16 protein-coding genes are annotated in these 16,468 nt (G+C 65.4%); 13 read left to right on the forward strand and 3 right to left on the reverse strand.

Annotated elements, in window-relative coordinates:
* Nucleotides 1-121 precede the first annotated feature (121 nt).
* Both BCCGELA001_RS00095 and BCCGELA001_RS00100 read right to left on the reverse strand, forming a co-directional pair.
* Nucleotides 122-1,615, reverse strand: a complete 1,494-nt coding sequence (locus tag BCCGELA001_RS00095) for an NAD-dependent succinate-semialdehyde dehydrogenase (RefSeq protein ID WP_060734331.1) — start codon at nt 1,613-1,615, stop codon at nt 122-124.
* A 126-nt stretch (nt 1,616-1,741) separates the two neighbouring features.
* Nucleotides 1,742-2,062 (reverse strand): hypothetical protein, encoded by a 321-nt coding sequence (locus BCCGELA001_RS00100; RefSeq protein ID WP_008571809.1) that lies wholly within the window; start codon nt 2,060-2,062, stop codon nt 1,742-1,744.
* Between the two features lie 346 nt (nt 2,063-2,408).
* On the opposite strand from BCCGELA001_RS00100, the gene BCCGELA001_RS00105 reads away from it, so the two are divergent.
* Both BCCGELA001_RS00105 and BCCGELA001_RS00110 read left to right on the forward strand, forming a co-directional pair.
* Entirely contained in the window at nt 2,409-3,605 is a 1,197-nt protein-coding gene (locus BCCGELA001_RS00105) for a serine hydrolase domain-containing protein (RefSeq protein WP_060734332.1), read from the forward strand.
* 9 nt (nt 3,606-3,614) lie between these two features.
* Entirely contained in the window at nt 3,615-5,420 is a 1,806-nt protein-coding gene (locus tag BCCGELA001_RS00110; protein WP_236840807.1) for an AMP-binding protein, read from the forward strand.
* Between the two features lie 190 nt (nt 5,421-5,610).
* On the opposite strand, the gene BCCGELA001_RS00115 is transcribed toward BCCGELA001_RS00110, so the two are convergent.
* Nucleotides 5,611-6,612, reverse strand: coding sequence for an adenosine kinase (locus BCCGELA001_RS00115; RefSeq protein ID WP_060734334.1), 1,002 nt, complete (start codon nt 6,610-6,612; stop codon nt 5,611-5,613).
* 126 nt (nt 6,613-6,738) lie between these two features.
* On the opposite strand from BCCGELA001_RS00115, the gene murJ reads away from it, so the two are divergent.
* The 11 genes from murJ (at nt 6,739) to ybeY (ending at nt 16,468) form a co-directional block, all read left to right on the forward strand.
* On the forward strand, nt 6,739-8,271 hold the full coding sequence (gene murJ / locus BCCGELA001_RS00120; protein ID WP_060737425.1) for a murein biosynthesis integral membrane protein MurJ: 1,533 nt from the start codon (nt 6,739-6,741) through the stop codon (nt 8,269-8,271).
* Nucleotides 8,272-8,351: 80 nt separating this feature from the next.
* Complete coding sequence (trpS, locus tag BCCGELA001_RS00125; protein WP_060737426.1) at nt 8,352-9,404, forward strand: tryptophan--tRNA ligase; 1,053 nt, start codon at nt 8,352-8,354, stop codon at nt 9,402-9,404.
* A gap of 102 nt (nt 9,405-9,506) precedes the next feature.
* Nucleotides 9,507-10,001, forward strand: coding sequence for a universal stress protein (locus BCCGELA001_RS00130; protein WP_060734335.1), 495 nt, complete (start codon nt 9,507-9,509; stop codon nt 9,999-10,001).
* A gap of 239 nt (nt 10,002-10,240) precedes the next feature.
* Nucleotides 10,241-10,810, forward strand: a complete 570-nt coding sequence (locus tag BCCGELA001_RS00135; protein ID WP_060734336.1) for a NifU family protein — start codon at nt 10,241-10,243, stop codon at nt 10,808-10,810.
* Between the two features lie 88 nt (nt 10,811-10,898).
* On the forward strand, nt 10,899-11,594 hold the full coding sequence (gene tsaB / locus BCCGELA001_RS00140; RefSeq protein WP_060734337.1) for a tRNA (adenosine(37)-N6)-threonylcarbamoyltransferase complex dimerization subunit type 1 TsaB: 696 nt from the start codon (nt 10,899-10,901) through the stop codon (nt 11,592-11,594).
* On the forward strand, nt 11,591-12,076 hold the full coding sequence (gene rimI / locus BCCGELA001_RS00145) for a ribosomal protein S18-alanine N-acetyltransferase (protein ID WP_008540195.1): 486 nt from the start codon (nt 11,591-11,593) through the stop codon (nt 12,074-12,076). The genes tsaB and rimI overlap by 4 nt, the downstream gene beginning before the upstream one ends.
* Nucleotides 12,077-12,115: 39 nt before the next feature.
* Nucleotides 12,116-12,571: a Fur family transcriptional regulator gene (locus BCCGELA001_RS00150; RefSeq protein ID WP_008540193.1), complete on the forward strand. Its 456-nt coding sequence runs from the start codon at nt 12,116-12,118 to the stop codon at nt 12,569-12,571.
* A gap of 4 nt (nt 12,572-12,575) precedes the next feature.
* A complete protein-coding gene (locus BCCGELA001_RS00155) occupies nt 12,576-13,256 on the forward strand; it encodes an HAD family hydrolase (RefSeq protein WP_008540191.1) in 681 nt (226 codons plus the stop codon).
* A 191-nt stretch (nt 13,257-13,447) separates the two neighbouring features.
* A complete protein-coding gene (gene miaB, locus BCCGELA001_RS00160) occupies nt 13,448-14,842 on the forward strand; it encodes a tRNA (N6-isopentenyl adenosine(37)-C2)-methylthiotransferase MiaB (RefSeq protein ID WP_060734338.1) in 1,395 nt (464 codons plus the stop codon).
* 64 nt (nt 14,843-14,906) lie between these two features.
* Complete coding sequence (locus BCCGELA001_RS00165) at nt 14,907-15,902, forward strand: PhoH family protein (protein WP_060734339.1); 996 nt, start codon at nt 14,907-14,909, stop codon at nt 15,900-15,902.
* A gap of 56 nt (nt 15,903-15,958) precedes the next feature.
* Nucleotides 15,959-16,468, forward strand: a complete 510-nt coding sequence (gene ybeY / locus BCCGELA001_RS00170; RefSeq protein WP_008540178.1) for an rRNA maturation RNase YbeY — start codon at nt 15,959-15,961, stop codon at nt 16,466-16,468.

Here is a 16,468-nt window from a genome sequence, read left to right on the forward strand (position 1 = left end):
CCAGGCTGCCTCCGCTGAGGGATTCTGGATTGCTTCGCTTCGCTCGCAATGACGTGGAGGGACCAATGCGCCTCTCCAGCATTCTTGCGGGCTCACATACGTGATGGTACCGGCGACGTTCTCACACCCCCGCCATCATCACGTATTTGATCTCGACATATTCTTCCATGCCGTGACGCGAGCCTTCACGTCCGAGGCCGCTTTCCTTGACGCCGCCGAAGGGGGCGACTTCGGTGGTGATGAGGCCGGTGTTGACGCCGACCATGCCTGATTCCAGCGCCTCGGCGACGCGCCAGACGCGGCCGAGATCGCGGGAGTAGAAGTACGAGGCAAGGCCGAACGGCGAGGCATTGCACATCGCGATGACGTCGGCCTCGTCCTTGAAGCGGATGACCGGCGCGAGCGGGCCGAAGGTCTCCTCCTGCGACACCAGCGAGTCCGGCTTGACGTCGGCGAGCACCGTCGGCTCGAAGAAGGAGCGCCCGAGCTCGCTGCGCTTGCCGCCGGTGACGACCTTGGCGCCGCGCTTGACGGCGTCGGCGATGTGGCGCTCGACCTTGTCGATCGCCTTCATGTTGATCAGCGGACCCTGCGTGACGCCGCCTTCGGTGCCGTCGCCGATCTTCATCGCCGCGACCTTCTTCGACAGCTTCTGCACGAACTCGTCGTAGATCTTGTCCTGGGCGTAGATGCGGTTGGCGCAGACGCAGGTCTGGCCCATGTTGCGGTATTTCGAGACGATGGCGCCCTCGACCGCGGCGTCGATGTCGGCGTCGTCGAACACCACGAACGGCGCGTTGCCGCCGAGCTCGAGGCCGAGCCGCTTCACGCCGACGGAAGCCTGCTGGTAGAGAATCTTGCCGACGGCGGTCGAGCCGGTGAAGCCGACGAAGCGCACGGCCGGGTGCTCGCACAGCACCTTGCCGATCGGCGGCGCGTCGCCCGTGATGATGTTGAGCACGCCCTTGGGGATGCCAGCCTTCTCGGCGAGCACGGCCAGCGCCAGCGCCGAGAGCGGCGTTTCATTGGCGGGCTTGAGCACCACGGTGCAGCCGGCCGCGAGCGCCGGCGAGACCTTGCGGGTGATCATCGAGTTCGGGAAATTCCACGGCGTGATCGCCCCGCAGACGCCGATCGGCTGCTTGATCGCGAGCAGGCGCGCATCGGCGCGCTGGGTCGGGATGGTCTCGCCATAGACGCGGCGGGCTTCTTCCGCGAAGAACTCGATATAGGCGGCGCCGATATCGACCTCGCCGAGCGCCTCGGTGAGCGGCTTGCCCTGCTCGGAGGTAAGGATCAGCGCAAGGTCCTCGCGGTTGGCGGTGATCAGCTCGAACCATTTGCGCAGGATGTTGGAGCGCTGCTTGGCGGTGTGCTTGGCCCAGCCCGGGAACGCGCGGTCGGCGGCCTCGACCGCCTTGGTCGTCTCGTCCGCACCAAGCTGCGGAACTTTCGCCAGCTCGACCCCGGTCGCGGGATTGTTGACGGCGAAGACCGGCGTGCCGACCCAGGCGCCATCGATGTAGCAGGCCTCCTTCAGCAGCGACGGGTCCTTCAACCGGTCGCGCAAGGTGGCGGTGGCTTGCGTGGCGCGTGCGGCGGCGGTCGGTGTCATGGCGTACTCCCTTAGGCGATCGGACTGGGGGCGATCGGATCGGCCCGGAATATATGAGCAAGCGGTGCGCAATGCACCGCCCCGCAACGCACATCTGCTGGGAGCTAGGCTCGGAGCAGCCTGGCCTTACGCCGCGCCGCTCATATAGGTCTCGCGCCGGCCGATCATGCGCTCGGCCGCGGCCTTGGCGTCGGCCTTCGAGGAGGTCGCGCAGGTCCGGTATTCGAGATCCGGCGCGTCGGAGCGGTCGCGGCGGCCGAACCAGGACTTCGAGCCGACCGGCAGCAGCGCCAGCGACTGCGCCAGATTGTCAACCGCGCCGAAGGAATAGAGCGCGCCGGTGCCGGCGATACGAACCTCGTAAATGCCGGGCGAGATCGGCGCCTCCAGATTGTCGCCCCGTCCGGCACGGGGATAGCGCTTCCATTCGCTCCAGGTCGAAATCATTTGAGGTCCCCCAAGCGGCCGTCAGCCGCCGCCAATTTGCATCAAGTCTTAACGTCACACGGCCGATGGGCCGCGTGCTGAAACGCCGCAAAGCACAAAATGTTTCAAGTGAATCAAACACGCGAAACATACCGCCGGTGCCCATCCACGGTCACGGCGGGCTGCGGTCATCCACCGCAGATTGTGACGGAGTGTTGCAGTTCAGCCGCCCTGTCGTCCTGCGCCGGCCGCGGACCGTCAAGTCACGACATCGCGACCATCGCAGGCATCTGGACACGCTTGCCGCGCGCGGCGTGCGGGAGGACAATCGATCACTTCCAACAATAATCAAACCGGAGGAAACACGATGCAAGGCCAAGCCCAGATCGACGAAATTCTGCGCCAGAAGAGCGACGCCAAGGAGATCCCCGGCGTCGTCGCCATCGCCGCCAGCGGCAACGAGGTGCTGTATCAGGGCGCGTTCGGCAAGCGCGATTTGTCGAAGCCGGATGCCATGACGGCGGACAGCGTGTTCTGGATCGCCTCGATGACGAAGGCGGTGACATCGGCGGGCGCGATGCAGCTGGTCGAGCAGGGCAAGCTGTCGCTGGATGCGCCGATCGGCGAGGTTCTGCCCGATCTCGCCAAGCCGCAGGTGCTCGAAGGCTTCGATGCCAAGGGCGAAGCCAAGCTCCGCCCGGCCAAGGGACCGATCACGCTGCGCCAGCTCATGACCCATACCGCCGGCTTCTGCTACAATATGTGGAACGGCGATCTCGCGGTTTATCTCGACAAAAACGGCATTCCCGCCATCACCACCTGCCAGAACGCTGCGCTGAAGACGCCGATCATGTCCGATCCCGGCACGCGCTGGGAATACGGCACCAATATCGACTTCGTCGGCAAGGCTGTGGAGGCCGCCAGCGGCAAGCGGCTGGACGCTTATCTGCGCGACAATCTGTTCAACCCGCTCGGGATGAGCGACACGGCTTTCAAGATCGCCGACCACATGCGCAAGCGCCTCGTCGGCATGCATGCGCGCGGCGAAGATGGCCAGCTCGCATCGATCCCGTTCGAGCTCGAGCAGGAGCCCGAATTCCACATGGGTGGCGGCGGCCTCTACTCGACTGCGGCCGACTACATCAAGTTCACCCAGATGATCCTGAACAAGGGCCGCGGCAATGGCAACCAGGTGCTGAAGGCCGAGACCGTCGCGATGATGGGGCAGAACCACATCGGCGACCTCGCCATGGGCAAGATGACCACGGCGGCGCCGATGTACACCAACGACGTCGATCTCTATCCGGAGCAGGTGAAGAAGTGGGGCCTCAGCTTCATGATCAACACCGCGAAGACCGCGGAAGGGCGCAGCGCAGGCAGCCTCGCCTGGGCGGGCCTTGCCAACACCTATTACTGGATCGATCCTGCCCGCGACGTCACCGGCGTGATCCTGATGCAGCTTTTGCCGTTCGCCGACGCAAAATGCCTGGAGGCATTCGCGGGCTTCGAGCGCGGGGTCTATGCCGGGCTCGATGCTGCCGGGAGCGGGAAGAAGGCGGCCTAACCCCTTAGTATGAGGCGCGCGGCGTCGCGCGCCTTCCCGGCAAGGATTAACCTCGTGCCCGAAAGCCATCGGCTTCAGGCACGAGGCAGCAATTTTGAGGAGACGAACTTGGCGGACGATCTTGCAGGCAAAGCCGACAGCTATGTTTGCGGCATCTCGGACACGCCGCTGCTCGGCGACACCATCGGCCGCAGTCTCGACCATGCAGTGCGGCGCTGGGGCAACCGCGAGGCGCTGGTCTCGCCCAGCCACGGCGTGAGATGGACCTGGTCGGAATTCGCCGAACGGGTCGATGCGCTCGCCGCCGGCTTTCTCGCGCTCGGGCTCGAGCGGGGCCAGCGGATCGGCATCTGGTCGCTGAACCGGCCGGAATGGACGTTGACCCAGTTCGCCGCCGCCAAGGCCGGCCTGATCCTGGTGACGATCAATCCTGCCTATCGCCTGAGCGAGCTGGAGTTCGCCCTGCGCAAGGTCGGCTGCGCGGCGATCGTCACGGCGACGGCGTTCAAGACCAGCAACTACATGGAGATGCTCAACACGCTGTTGCCGGAACTATCAGCCGCCAAGCCGGGGCAGTTGCATGCGGCACGGCTGCCTGCCCTCCGCAACGTGATCCAGATCGGCGGCCCGGCCGCGCCGGGCACGATCGCTTTCGACGAGGTCGCGGGTATGGGCGGCGACCGGCACCGCCAGCAATTGGCCGCGCTCGGCCAGGAGCTGCAATTCGACGATCCCGTCAACATCCAGTTCACCAGCGGCACGACCGGCTCGCCCAAGGGCGTGACGCTGACCCATCACAACATCCTCAACAACGGCTATTTCGTCGGCCGCGCGATGCGCCTCAACGAGCAGGACCGCATCTGCATTCCGGTGCCGCTCTACCATTGCTTCGGCATGGTCATGGGCAACCTCGCCTCCGTGACGCTCGGCGCCGCAATGGTCTATCCCGGCGAGGGTTTTGACCCGCTTGCGACGCTGCGCACGATCGAACAGGAGAAATGCACGGCGCTCTACGGCGTGCCGACCATGTTCATCGCGGAGCTTGATCACCCCGAGTTCAAGGCGTTCAATTTGAAGTCACTGCGCACCGGCATCATGGCGGGCGCGCCCTGCCCGATCGAGGTGATGAAGCGCGTCAACAGCGAGATGAACATGCGCGAGGTCACCATCGCCTATGGCATGACCGAGACCAGCCCGGTCAGCTTCCAGAGCGCTGTGAACGATCCGCTCGAGCGGCGCGTCTCCACCGTCGGCCGGATCCATCCGCATGTCGAGGTGAAGGTCGTCGATCTCGAAGGCAGGATCGTCAAGCGCGGCCAACGCGGCGAGCTCTGCACCCGGGGCTACAGCGTCATGCTCGGTTATTGGGAAGAGAAGGAAAAGACAGCCGACGTTCTCGACGCCAATGGTTGGATGCACACCGGCGATCTCGCCACGCTCGACGACGAAGGCTATTGCAACATCGTCGGCCGCATCAAGGACATGGTGATCCGCGGCGGCGAAAACCTCTATCCACGCGAGATCGAGGAGTTCCTGTATCGTCATCCCAAGATCCAGGATGTGCAGATCTTCGGCGTCGCCGACAGCCGCTATGGTGAAGAGCTCTGCGCCTGGATCCGCGTCAGATCGGGTGAGCAACTGACGGCGGAGGACGTGCGCGCCTTCTGCGAAGGGCAGATCGCCCACAACAAGATCCCGCGCTACGTCGAGTTCGTCGACGAATTTCCGATGACGGTCACCGGAAAGATCCAGAAATTCCTGATGCGCGATGAAGTCGAGCAACGATTGGGATTAAAGGCGGCGAAGACGGCGTGAGGTGGTGCCCTCGCCACGTGAGCACTGTCATTCCCCGCGAAGGCGGGGAATCCAGTACTCCGCGACTTCTCGATGAATCACCGAAGTCTCGAAGTACTGGATCGCCCGGTCCTAGTGCGCAATTGCGCACTGGCCGGGCGATGACGGCGGTGATTGTGGCCCGCAATGACGGAGGAGAGAGAGACGAGCCTTAACCCGTCAGCCCGCGCTGACCGGCCAGCTCCTTCAGCGATACCTGGGGCCGCGCGCCGATGTGCTGGATCACTTCGGCGGCCGCGAGCGCGCCGAGCTCACCGCACTGCTTGTAGCCGAAGTTGCGCGCGAGGCCGTAGAGGAAGCCGGCGGCAAAGAGGTCGCCGGCGCCGGTGGTGTCGATCACCTTGTCGACCGGGAAGGCCGGAGCCGCGACAGCGTCTTCCGACGACACCACCATGCAGCCCTTCTCGCTGCGGGTGACGACGCCGAGCTTGACGTCATTGCGCAACTGCTTCAGCGCGGCATCGAAATCCGCGGTCGTGTAGAGCGAGTGCAGCTCGGACTCGTTGGCGAAGACGATGTCGACGGTGCCGTTGCGCATCAGCCCCAGAAACTCGTCGCGATAGCGATCGACGCAGAAGGAATCCGACAGCGTCAGCGCCACCTTGCGCTTGGCATCATGGGCGATCTTGGCCGCCTTGAGGAAGGCGTCCTTGGCGTTCTTGGGGTCCCAGAGATAGCCCTCGAGATAAACGATGCCGGCGGCCGCGATCTCGGCCGGATCGATGTCGGCGGGCGACAGATCCTGCGCCGCGCCGAGATAGGTGTTCATGGTGCGCTCGCCATCGCCGGTGACCAGAATGTAGGAGCAGCCGGTGGCGGGGCCGTCCTTGGCGGCCGGGGTGTTGAAGGCGACGCCGGCGGCGCGGATGTCATGAACGTAGAGCTTGCCGATCTGGTCGTCCTTGACCTTGCCGACATAGGCGGCGCGTGCCCCCAGGCTGCCGATGCCGACGATGGTGTTGGCGGCCGAGCCGCCGGAGACCTCCGTCGCCGGGCCCATGTCCTTGTAGATGGCGGCCGCACGGGCCTCGTCGATCAGGGACATGCTGCCCTTGGTCATGCCATGCTTGGCCAGAAAGGCCTCGTCAGTCCTGACCAGTACGTCGAACAGCGCGTTGCCGATGCCGAGAACGTCATATTTCACGTCAGCCATTCACCTTGATCCTGATTGGCGGATTGCGATCCCTGCGAAAATCCGCTTCCTGTCGCCCTGAAAATCTGGCTCGCGGCCTATCACGACCGGGCCTGCGCGGGCAAGCAACGGTATTATCAAAGCGCAATGATCCGCTCCTTCCTGACCGTCTCGACGGGAACGCTGGCCTCGCGGCTGCTGGGCTTTGCCCGGGATTCGCTGATCGCGGCGCTGCTCGGCACCGGCGCGGTGGCGGATGCGTTCCTAGCGGCGTTCCAGCTCGTCAACGTGGTGCGCCGGCTGCTCAGCGAGGGGGCGCTGAATGCGGCGCTGATCCCGGCCTGGCTGCGGATCCGAGACCGCAACGGCGTGCCGGCCGCAGCGGCGTTCGCGGGGTGCGTGCTCGGCACGGTCAGCGCGGCGCTGGTTGTGATCTCGATCGGCATCGCGCTCGCAATGCCGCTGATCATCATGGTGATCGCGCCGGGATTTGTCGGCAGCAGCACGCTCGATCTCGCCGTGAACAACGCGCGACTGATGCTGCCCTATCTCGCCTTCGCCGGCCCGGTAACCGTGTTGATGGGATTGCTCAACGCGCAGGGGCGCTTTGGCCTCACCGCGTTCTCACCGCTGCTGTTCAACATCGCGCTGATCGTCGCGATCGCGATGCTGCTCGCCTGGCATGCCGATGCGGCGCTCGCAGCGTGGATGCTGGCCGCCACGGTCGGCATTGCCGGCCTGCTGCAATTGCTGATGTTGCTGTCGCAACGAAGCGCGCGCCTTGCGACACCGCTGCGCGTGAGCTTCGACCGGGAGATGCGCGCGTTTTTCGGCAAGGCGATCCCCGGCATGATCGCAAGCTCGGGCCCGCAATGGCTGATGGTGGCCGGCGCGATCATCGCCTCGGCGACACCCTCTGCGGTCTCGTGGCTCTATTTCGCCAACCGCCTGATCGAGCTGCCGCTCGGCATCGTCGGCGTCGCCATGGGCACGGTGCTGGTCCCGGAGCTGACCCGCGCCGTCGGAAGCGGCGACCGCGATGCGGTGGCGCATGCCGAATCCCGCGCGCTGGAGCTTGCGACCGGGATGGCGCTGCCGGCGACGCTCGGCCTGATCGTGCTGGCCGAGCCGATCGTGCGGCTGCTGTTCGAGCATGGCGCCTTCGGCGCGCAGGACAGCGCGGCGACGGCGCAGGCGCTGATGTGGCTGGCGCTCGGCCTGCCGGCGCATGTGCTGATCAAGGCGCTGTCGCCGGCGTTCTATGCCCGCAGCGACACGATGACGCCGCTGCTTGCGACCGCCAAGGGCTTCGTGGTGACGGTCGTGCTCGCGGTTCTGCTCGGCCATCTCCTTGGCACGAGCGGAATTGCGGCAAGCATCGCGCTTGGTGCCTGGAGCAGCGCGCTCTCCTTGATCCGGAAAGGCACGGCCGCGTTCGGCTTCTCGATCGATGCGGGCGCCCGCTCGCGATTGCCGCGGATCGTGCTGGCTGCGATCGCCATGGGCACCCTGCTCTGGCTGACCACGGGTCTGGTGCCTGCCGGAGCCCATGGCTTCATTCACTTCGTTGCGCTGGGCGTGCAGATCGCGGTCGGGATCGCCGTCTACGGCCTGCTGCTGCAAATCCTCGGCGCTGCCTCCTGGCGCGAGGCGGTTAACGCGTTGAAACGGCCCGGCTAACCGCAAGCACAGCGAAATACCCTTGACGGGGCAGCGCCGCTGTTGGAAACGACGGCCGAATACCTATGGGAAGGCTGACCATGCCATTCGTTGAACGGGTCTTTTCGGGCGTCCAGCCGACGGGCAATCTGCACCTCGGCAATTATCTCGGCGCGATCGTCAACTTCGTGAAGATGCAGGAAACCCACAATTGCATCTATTGCGTCGTCGACATGCACGCGATCACGCAAGGCGTCGACGTCTGGGGCGGACCGGAGGTGCTCTCGCGCAGCACCCGCGAGGTCACCGCGGCGTTCATCGCAGCCGGCATCGACCCGAAGAAGCACATCGTGTTCAACCAGAGCCAGGTCTCGGGCCACGCCGAGCTCGCCTGGATCTTCAACTGCGTCGCGCGCATGGGCTGGCTCGGCCGCATGACCCAGTTCAAGGAGAAGGCCGGCAAGGACCGCGAGAATGCGTCGGTCGGGCTATTCGATTATCCCGTGCTGATGGCGGCCGACATCCTGCTGTACCGCGCCACCCACGTGCCTGTCGGCGAGGACCAGAAGCAGCATCTCGAGCTTTCACGTGACATCGCGCAGAAGTTCAACAACGATTTCGCCGATTCCATTCGGGTCCAGGGCAACGATGACGGCCTGTTCTTCCCGCTGCCGGAACCGTTGATCACGGGCCCGGCGACGCGCGTGATGAGCCTGCGCGACGGCACCAAGAAGATGTCGAAGTCGGATGCGTCGGACAATTCGCGCATCAACCTCACCGACGATGCCGACACCATCGCGCAGAAGATCCGCAAGGCGAAGACCGATCCGGAGCCGCTGCCGAGCGAGGAAAAGGGTTTGGAAGCGCGGCCCGAAGCCGACAATCTCGTCGGCATCTTCGCCGCGCTCTCCGGCCGCTCCAAGGCCGACGTGCTCAGGGATTTCGGCGGCGGCCAGTTCTCCAGCTTCAAGAACGCGCTGGCCGAGCTCTGCGTCACCAAGCTCGCGCCGATCGCCGGCGAGATGAAGCGCCTCGTCGCCGACCCCGCCCACATCGACGCGGTCCTGAACGACGGCTCCGACAGGGCCCGCGCCATCGCCGACGAGACCATGAAGCAGTCGAAGGACATCGTCGGCTTCATCCGCCGGCGCTGATCGGCGAAACTTCGGCCGGCGCCATCGCACCGGCCGACGTCCCCTCTCCCAAAGCCGGAGCGAGTGTGGCAGCATGCCGATCGTGCGCATTCCGGGACATGCATGACCAGCAAGCGACTTTGCTACGAGCCGGGCCACAAGCCCAAATGCCTCGTCATCGTCGACGACACTGCCGAATGGGATCGGGCAGTGTATTACGCCAGCCGCTGGGCGATCCGCGCCGGCGGCGGCGTGGTGATGCTGCGCATCATCGAGCCCGAGCAGCAGAGCCAGGAATGGCTTGGCGTTGCCGACATCATGCGCGCCGAGGCGCAGGAAGCCGCGGAGGCCGCGCTCGACCGCGCCGCCGGGAGGGCCAACGGCATCGCCGCGATCACGCCGGAACGGGTGATCCGCGAAGGCGTCGCGATGGAACAATTGCTAGGGGTGATCGACGAGGACCCTGATATCGCCATGCTGGTGCTCGCGGCCAATCCCGGCTCGGAAGGGCCGGGCCCCCTCGTCGCACTGCTGGCCCATGCGGTGGGGACGTTCCCGATCCCCGTGACCATCATTTCCGGCGCGTTGAGCGACCAAAGCGTGGATTCGCTGTCGTAGTTCAGGGACTCGTCATGCCCGGGCTTGTCCCGGGCATCCACGTTCTTGGTTCCGCGAAGCAAGGCGTGGATGGCCGGGTCAAGCCCGGCCATGACGGCGCGGAAACATCAGAGTACCCTAACCTCCTGATATAACAGCGAAACGCCCACCTCTCCCCTTGATCGTGCGTTCCCCATCGCCATCTGCTAGGGGATAAGGGCAACGCGCCGGCCTTGAACCGGCGACGTCTGGAGAAAGCCATGTTCATTCAAACCGAAGCCACCCCCAATCCCGCCACGCTGAAGTTCATTCCCGGCCGCGTCGTGGTCGACGGCAGCCCGATGGAATTTTCGAGCCGCGAGGCCGCCACGCGCTCGCCGCTGGCCGAGAAGCTGTTCGACGTGCCTGGCGTTACCGGCGTGTTCTACGGATCGGACTTCATCACCGTCACCAAGGCGAGCGGTGAATGGCAGCAGCTCAAGCCCGCGATCCTCGGTGCGATCATGGAGCACTACATGTCCGGCGCGCCGCTGCTCGCCGACGGCACGGCCAGCAGCGATGCCGATCTTGACGACGAGGACGAGTTCTTCGACGAGGCGGATGCCGAGACGGTCGACATGATCAAGGACCTGATCGAGACCCGGGTGCGGCCGGCGGTCGCCAATGACGGCGGCGACATCACCTTCCGCGGCTTCAAGGACGGCATCGTCTATCTCAACATGAAGGGCGCTTGCTCCGGCTGCCCGTCGTCGACCGCGACGCTTCAGCACGGCATCCAGAACCTGCTCAAGCACTTCGTGCCCGACGTGGTCGAAGTCCGGCCGATGTGATCGATCAGCGAATGGCGGGTAGCGAATGGCGAATGGCATTCCGATCGGCTAGACTGTTCGCCATTCACCACTCGCCATTCGCTTTTCCATGCTGATCCTCGCCATCGATACTGCGCTCGACGCCTGCGCGGCGGCCGTGCTCGACACTGAAACCGCCGAGCTGCGCGCGCAGGAATCGCTGCCGATGAAGCGCGGGCATGCCGAAGCCCTGATGCCGCTGATCGCACGGGTGATGCGATCGGCCGATCTCACCTTCACCGCGCTCGACCGCATCGCCGTCACCGTCGGTCCCGGCAGCTTCACCGGCCTGCGCGTCGGCATTTCGGCGGCGCGCGGCCTTGCGCTCGCCGCCGGCAAGCCCGCGGTCGGCCTGACCACGTTGTCCGCCTATGCCGCCGCAATCGTCGGCCAGAGCCGATCGGCACCGGTCATCTCGGCGATCGATGCACGACACGATCACGTTTACTTCCAAATCGTCGCCGGCGACGGCAGCCAGCTGGTGCGGCCACGCGTCGCGCCGATCGACGAGGCAATCGCGGCCTCGCAATTCGGCGCGCCGCATCTGGTCGGCAATGCCGCGAACATCCTCGCCGAGCGCTGGCCGAAGGATGCGCCGCAGCCCGTCGTAGTCGACGCGCAAGCCGCACCCGACATCGCCTGGGTCGCGTGGCTCGGCGCGGCCGCCAATCCCGACACCACGCCGGCACGGCCGTTTTATCTGAAGGCGCCCGACGCCAAGCCGGCCGCACTGCCACAGTTCGCGGCACAAGCCGCAAGCTCATGATGAGATGGCTGTCGCAATGGTGGCGCGGCGGCACCGCCGCCGTCGAGCCCGCGTCCGCGCGCGATGCCGCGCGGCTGGCGCAGCTTCATGGCGCCTCCTTCGCCCGCGGCTGGGGCGAAGGCGAGTTCGAGGGCATGATCAGCGAGCGCAACACGCTGGTGCATCGCTTGCGTCTCGGCCGCAAGACGATCGGCTTTGCGGTGTCGCGGATCGGCGCGGACGAGGCGGAAATCCTCTCGATCGCGGTCGACCAGACCCATCGCGGCCGCGGCCTCTCCCGCACGCTGCTGATGACCCATCTCGGCCATCTCGCAGGGCGCGGCGTGCGCACGATATTTCTCGAAGTCGAGGAAAATAACCAGCCGGCGCGCCGGCTGTACGACCGGGCCGGATTCATGGTGGTGGGGCGCCGTGAACGCTACTATAAGCAGCCGAACGGGGAACAATTGAACGCCCTTCTGATGCGGCGTGACTTGGCGTAACATCGGTGGCAGAAAGCGCCCTCGTCAGGCAGACAACACATGACTGGACTTAAAGCTTCCGCCGCATCCAAGGCCTCCGGCATCGAGGCGCGTTGTGCCGCCACCGGCATGCGCATGACCGAGCAGCGCCGCGTCATCGCGCGCGTGCTCGCGGAGGCGGTCGACCATCCCGACGTCGAGGAGCTGTACCGCCGCTGCGTCGCCGTCGACGACAAGATCTCGATCTCGACCGTGTATCGCACCGTGAAGCTGTTCGAGGATGCCGGCATCATCGAGCGCCATGATTTCCGCGAGGGCCGCGCGCGCTATGAGACGATGCGCGACAGCCACCACGACCACCTCATCAACCTGCGCGATGGCAAGGTGATCGAGTTCACCTCCGAGGAGATCGAGAAGCTGCAGGCGGAGATCGCCCGCAAGCTCGGCTACAAGCTGGTGGATCACCGGCTCGAGCTCTATTGCGTCCCGCTCGACGACGACAAGCCGACGTCTTGATTTAGTGCCCATCGACCTCATCATCTTCGATTGCGACGGCGTGCTCGTGGACAGCGAGGTGATCTCCTGTCGCGCGCATGCGGACGTGCTGACCAGACACGGCTACCCGATCACGTCGGAGCAGGTGCTGGTCCGCTTCCTCGGCGTGTCTGAGAAAGACGCGCGGAGGATCGTCGAGCAGGAAATCGGGCGCAGCCTCCCGGACGATCTGGAGCAGCAGGTCAATGCGGCGACGCTGCAATCCTACGCCAGCGATTTGCAGCCGATCACCCACGTCGCGGCAGCGATCGCCGCGATCGATCTGCCCAAATGCGTTGCGTCCAGCGGCACGCCGGACAAGATTCATCACGGCCTCACTTGCGCCGGCCTCTACGACCTGCTCGCCCCGAACATCTTTTCCGCAAGCCAGGTCGCGCGCGGCAAGCCGGCGCCCGACCTGTTCCTGTTCGCCGCCGGGCAGATGAAGGTCGCGCCGGAGCGGTGCCTGGTGATCGAGGACAGCGTCCCCGGGGTGACAGGCGCGCGTGCCGCCGGGATGACAGTCTTGGGCTTTCATGGCGGCGGCCACTGCCCGCCGGGTCACGCCGAGAGGCTGCGCGCCGCAGGCGCCAACCTGACATTCGACGATATGCGACAATTGCCGGATCTGGTCCGGAAGGCGGGAGCCAAGGCCTTGGCGGGCTGATTTGGTGCCTCGCACCGTCATTCCGGGGCGCGTGCGACGCGCGTGAACCCGGAATCTTGCGCTAAAATCTCTGGATTCCGGGTTCGCGACAGCGTCGCGCCCCAGAACGACGGCCAGGAGGCTCCATTCGCTGGATTTTCGTCCCTCCAGCCTATATCTGAGGGCCGTCCTCCACCTCCATTTCGGGTTCCATGACGCCGCCGCGCAAGCTGCACATCAAATCATATGGCTGCCAGATGAACGTCTACGATGCCCAGCGCATGGTGGACACGCTGGCCCCGGAAGGATTCGTGGAGACGGCCAGCGCCGAAGACGCCGACCTCGTCATCCTCAACACCTGCCATATCCGCGAGAAGGCCTCGGAAAAGGTCTATTCCGAGCTGGGCCGTCTGCGTGTCGCCAAGGACGAGGCCGCCCGCGCCGGCCGCGCGATGCAGATCGCGGTTGCCGGCTGCGTGGCGCAGGCCGAGGGCGAGGAGATCGTGCGCCGCGCGCCCGTCGTCGACGTCGTGGTCGGACCGCAGAGCTATCATCACCTGCCTGAGCTCTTGAAGCGCGCCGGCGACGAAGGCCGCGCCATCGAGACCGAATTTCCCGCCCAGGACAAGTTCGGCTTCCTGGCGCAGCCCAAGCCCGACGCGATCCGCGCGCGCGGCATTTCCGCGTTCGTCACGGTGCAGGAAGGCTGCGACAAGTTCTGCACCTTCTGCGTCGTGCCCTACACGCGCGGCGCCGAAGTTTCGCGCCCGGTGGCGAAGATCGTCGACGACGTGAAGCGGCTCGCCGACAACGGCGTGCGCGAGCTCACGCTGATCGGGCAGAACGTCAACGCCTATCACGGCGAGGGGCCGGACGGGAAAAGCTGGCCGCTCGGCAAGCTGCTCGAACATCTGGCGAGGATTCCGGGCATCGCCCGGCTGCGCTATTCGACCAGCCATCCCCGCGACGTCGATGACAGCCTGATTGCGGCCCATCGCGATCTCGATGCCCTGATGCCGTTCGTGCATCTGCCGGTGCAGTCGGGGGCGGACCGGATTTTGGCCGCCATGAACCGGAAACATACCGCCGATGATTATCGGCGTGTCATCGACCGTTTCCGTACCTCACGCCAAGATATTGCTTTTTCATCAGATTTCATCGTCGGCTTCCCCGGCGAGAGCGAGCAAGATTTTCGCGCGACCCTCGCGCTTGTCACGCAAATCGGCTACGCTGCGGCTTATTCGTTCAAATATTCCGCCCGGCCGGGTACGCCGGCCGCGGATATGCAGGAGACGGTGTCCCCCGCCGAGATGGACCAGCGATTGGAGCGGCTCCAGGAACTGATCGACAGCCAGCAATTGGCCTTCAACAAGGCTGCGATTGGCTCAACGGTCGATGTGCTGTTCGAGCGTCCGGCCCGCAAGGACGGCCAGATCGTCGGCCGCACCGCTTACCTCCAGCCCGCGCATGTGATGGCCTCGCCCGACATCATCGGACAAATCCTGCCGGTCAGGATCGACAGCCTCGAACGCTACAGCTTTCTCGGCGAGCTCGTGACGCCGCGCACTGCGCGCGAGCCCGCTTTATCGCAAGCCAGTGGAGCCTGAACCCTTGCCAAAAAGCGCATCGGATTCGCCTTCGTTCGCTCCCAGCCGCAAATTTGACCGCGACATGCAAGTTCCGCCCGAGACCCAGGTCGTCATCGACTTCGACGACAACCGTGCCGCATCCGCGCTGGTCGGCCCGTATGGCCAGCATCTGGCGCAGATCGAGCGGCGGCTCGGCGTGGTCGTGGACTCCAAGGGCAACCACATCACCATCGGCGGCACGCGCGACGGCTGCGACGCCGCGCGCCGCGTGCTGGAGATGCTGTACGCGCAGGCCGTGAAGGGACAGGACCTCGACCAGGGCGAGGTCGAGGGCGCGATCCGCGCCGTCATCGCCCAGGGCTCGCTGTTCGAGTTCGACGCCAAATCGGCCAAGTCCACCTTCGACAGCATCAACCTGCGCAAGCGCCCGGTGCGCGCGCGCACCGCCGCGCAGGATTCCTACATCCGCGCGTTGAAGCGCCACGAGCTTGTGTTCGGCATCGGCCCCGCCGGCACCGGCAAGACCTGGCTCGCGGTCGCACATGCCGCGCAGCTGTTCGAGCGCAAGGAGGTCGACAAGATCATCCTGTCGCGTCCGGCGGTGGAAGCCGGCGAGCGGCTCGGCTTTTTGCCCGGCGATCTCCGCGAGAAGGTCGATCCTTACCTGCGTCCAATCTACGATGCGCTCTACGACCTCATGGACGCGCGCATCGTCGAGCGCGCGCTCCAGACCGGCGAGATCGAGATCGCGCCGCTGGCCTTCATGCGCGGCCGTACGCTGACCAATGCCGCCATCATCCTGGACGAGGCGCAGAACACGACCTCGATGCAGATGAAGATGTTCCTGACCCGTTTGGGCGAGAACAGCCGCATGATCGTGACGGGCGATCCCTCCCAAATCGACCTGCCGAACGGCCAGACCTCGGGTCTAGCGGAAGCAACCCGGTTGCTGAGCGGCGTCGAAGGCATCGCGCAAGTTCATTTCAAGGCCGAGGACGTGATCCGCCACGAGCTCGTGGCGCGGATCGTCGCCGCTTACGAAGCGTCGCCGCAGCGGCCGGCCTCCGGTCAATCCTGACGAGGCAACATCGGACCCCAAGGGCGCGAACAGCGCCTTTCGTCCCAGACAAAACAATGTCCCACCCCAACCTGCCCATTACCGAGGTCCTCGTCGTCGCCGATTGCTGGCGGAGCGAGCCCGATTCCGAAGCCGTGATCCAGCGCGCCGTTGCGGCCGCCGCCGAGAGCGTCGATGAAGATGTTGCCGACGCCGAAGTGGCCGTGATGCTGACCGATGACGCCGGCATCCGCACCCTCAACGGCAACTGGCGCGGCATCGACAAGCCGACCAACGTGCTGTCGTTCCCCGCGCTGCAGCCGGAGGGAGAGTGGAAGGTTGGCGATGCGCCGCGCATGCTCGGCGACATCGCCATCGCCTACGAGACGATGCGGCGCGAGGCGGACGAAGAACACAAGCCATTCGAGCATCATCTGAGCCACCTCGCCGTGCACGGCTTCCTGCATCTGATCGGCTACGACCACGAGAACGACGCCGAGGCGGAGGAGATGGAAGCGCTGGAGACGCAGATCCTGGCGCATCTCGGCATCCCCGATCCCTATGCAGACCGCCCGGGGACGAACTGA

Source organism: Bradyrhizobium sp. CCGE-LA001, from assembly GCF_000296215.2.
In the GTDB taxonomy this organism is placed as follows: domain Bacteria; phylum Pseudomonadota; class Alphaproteobacteria; order Rhizobiales; family Xanthobacteraceae; genus Bradyrhizobium.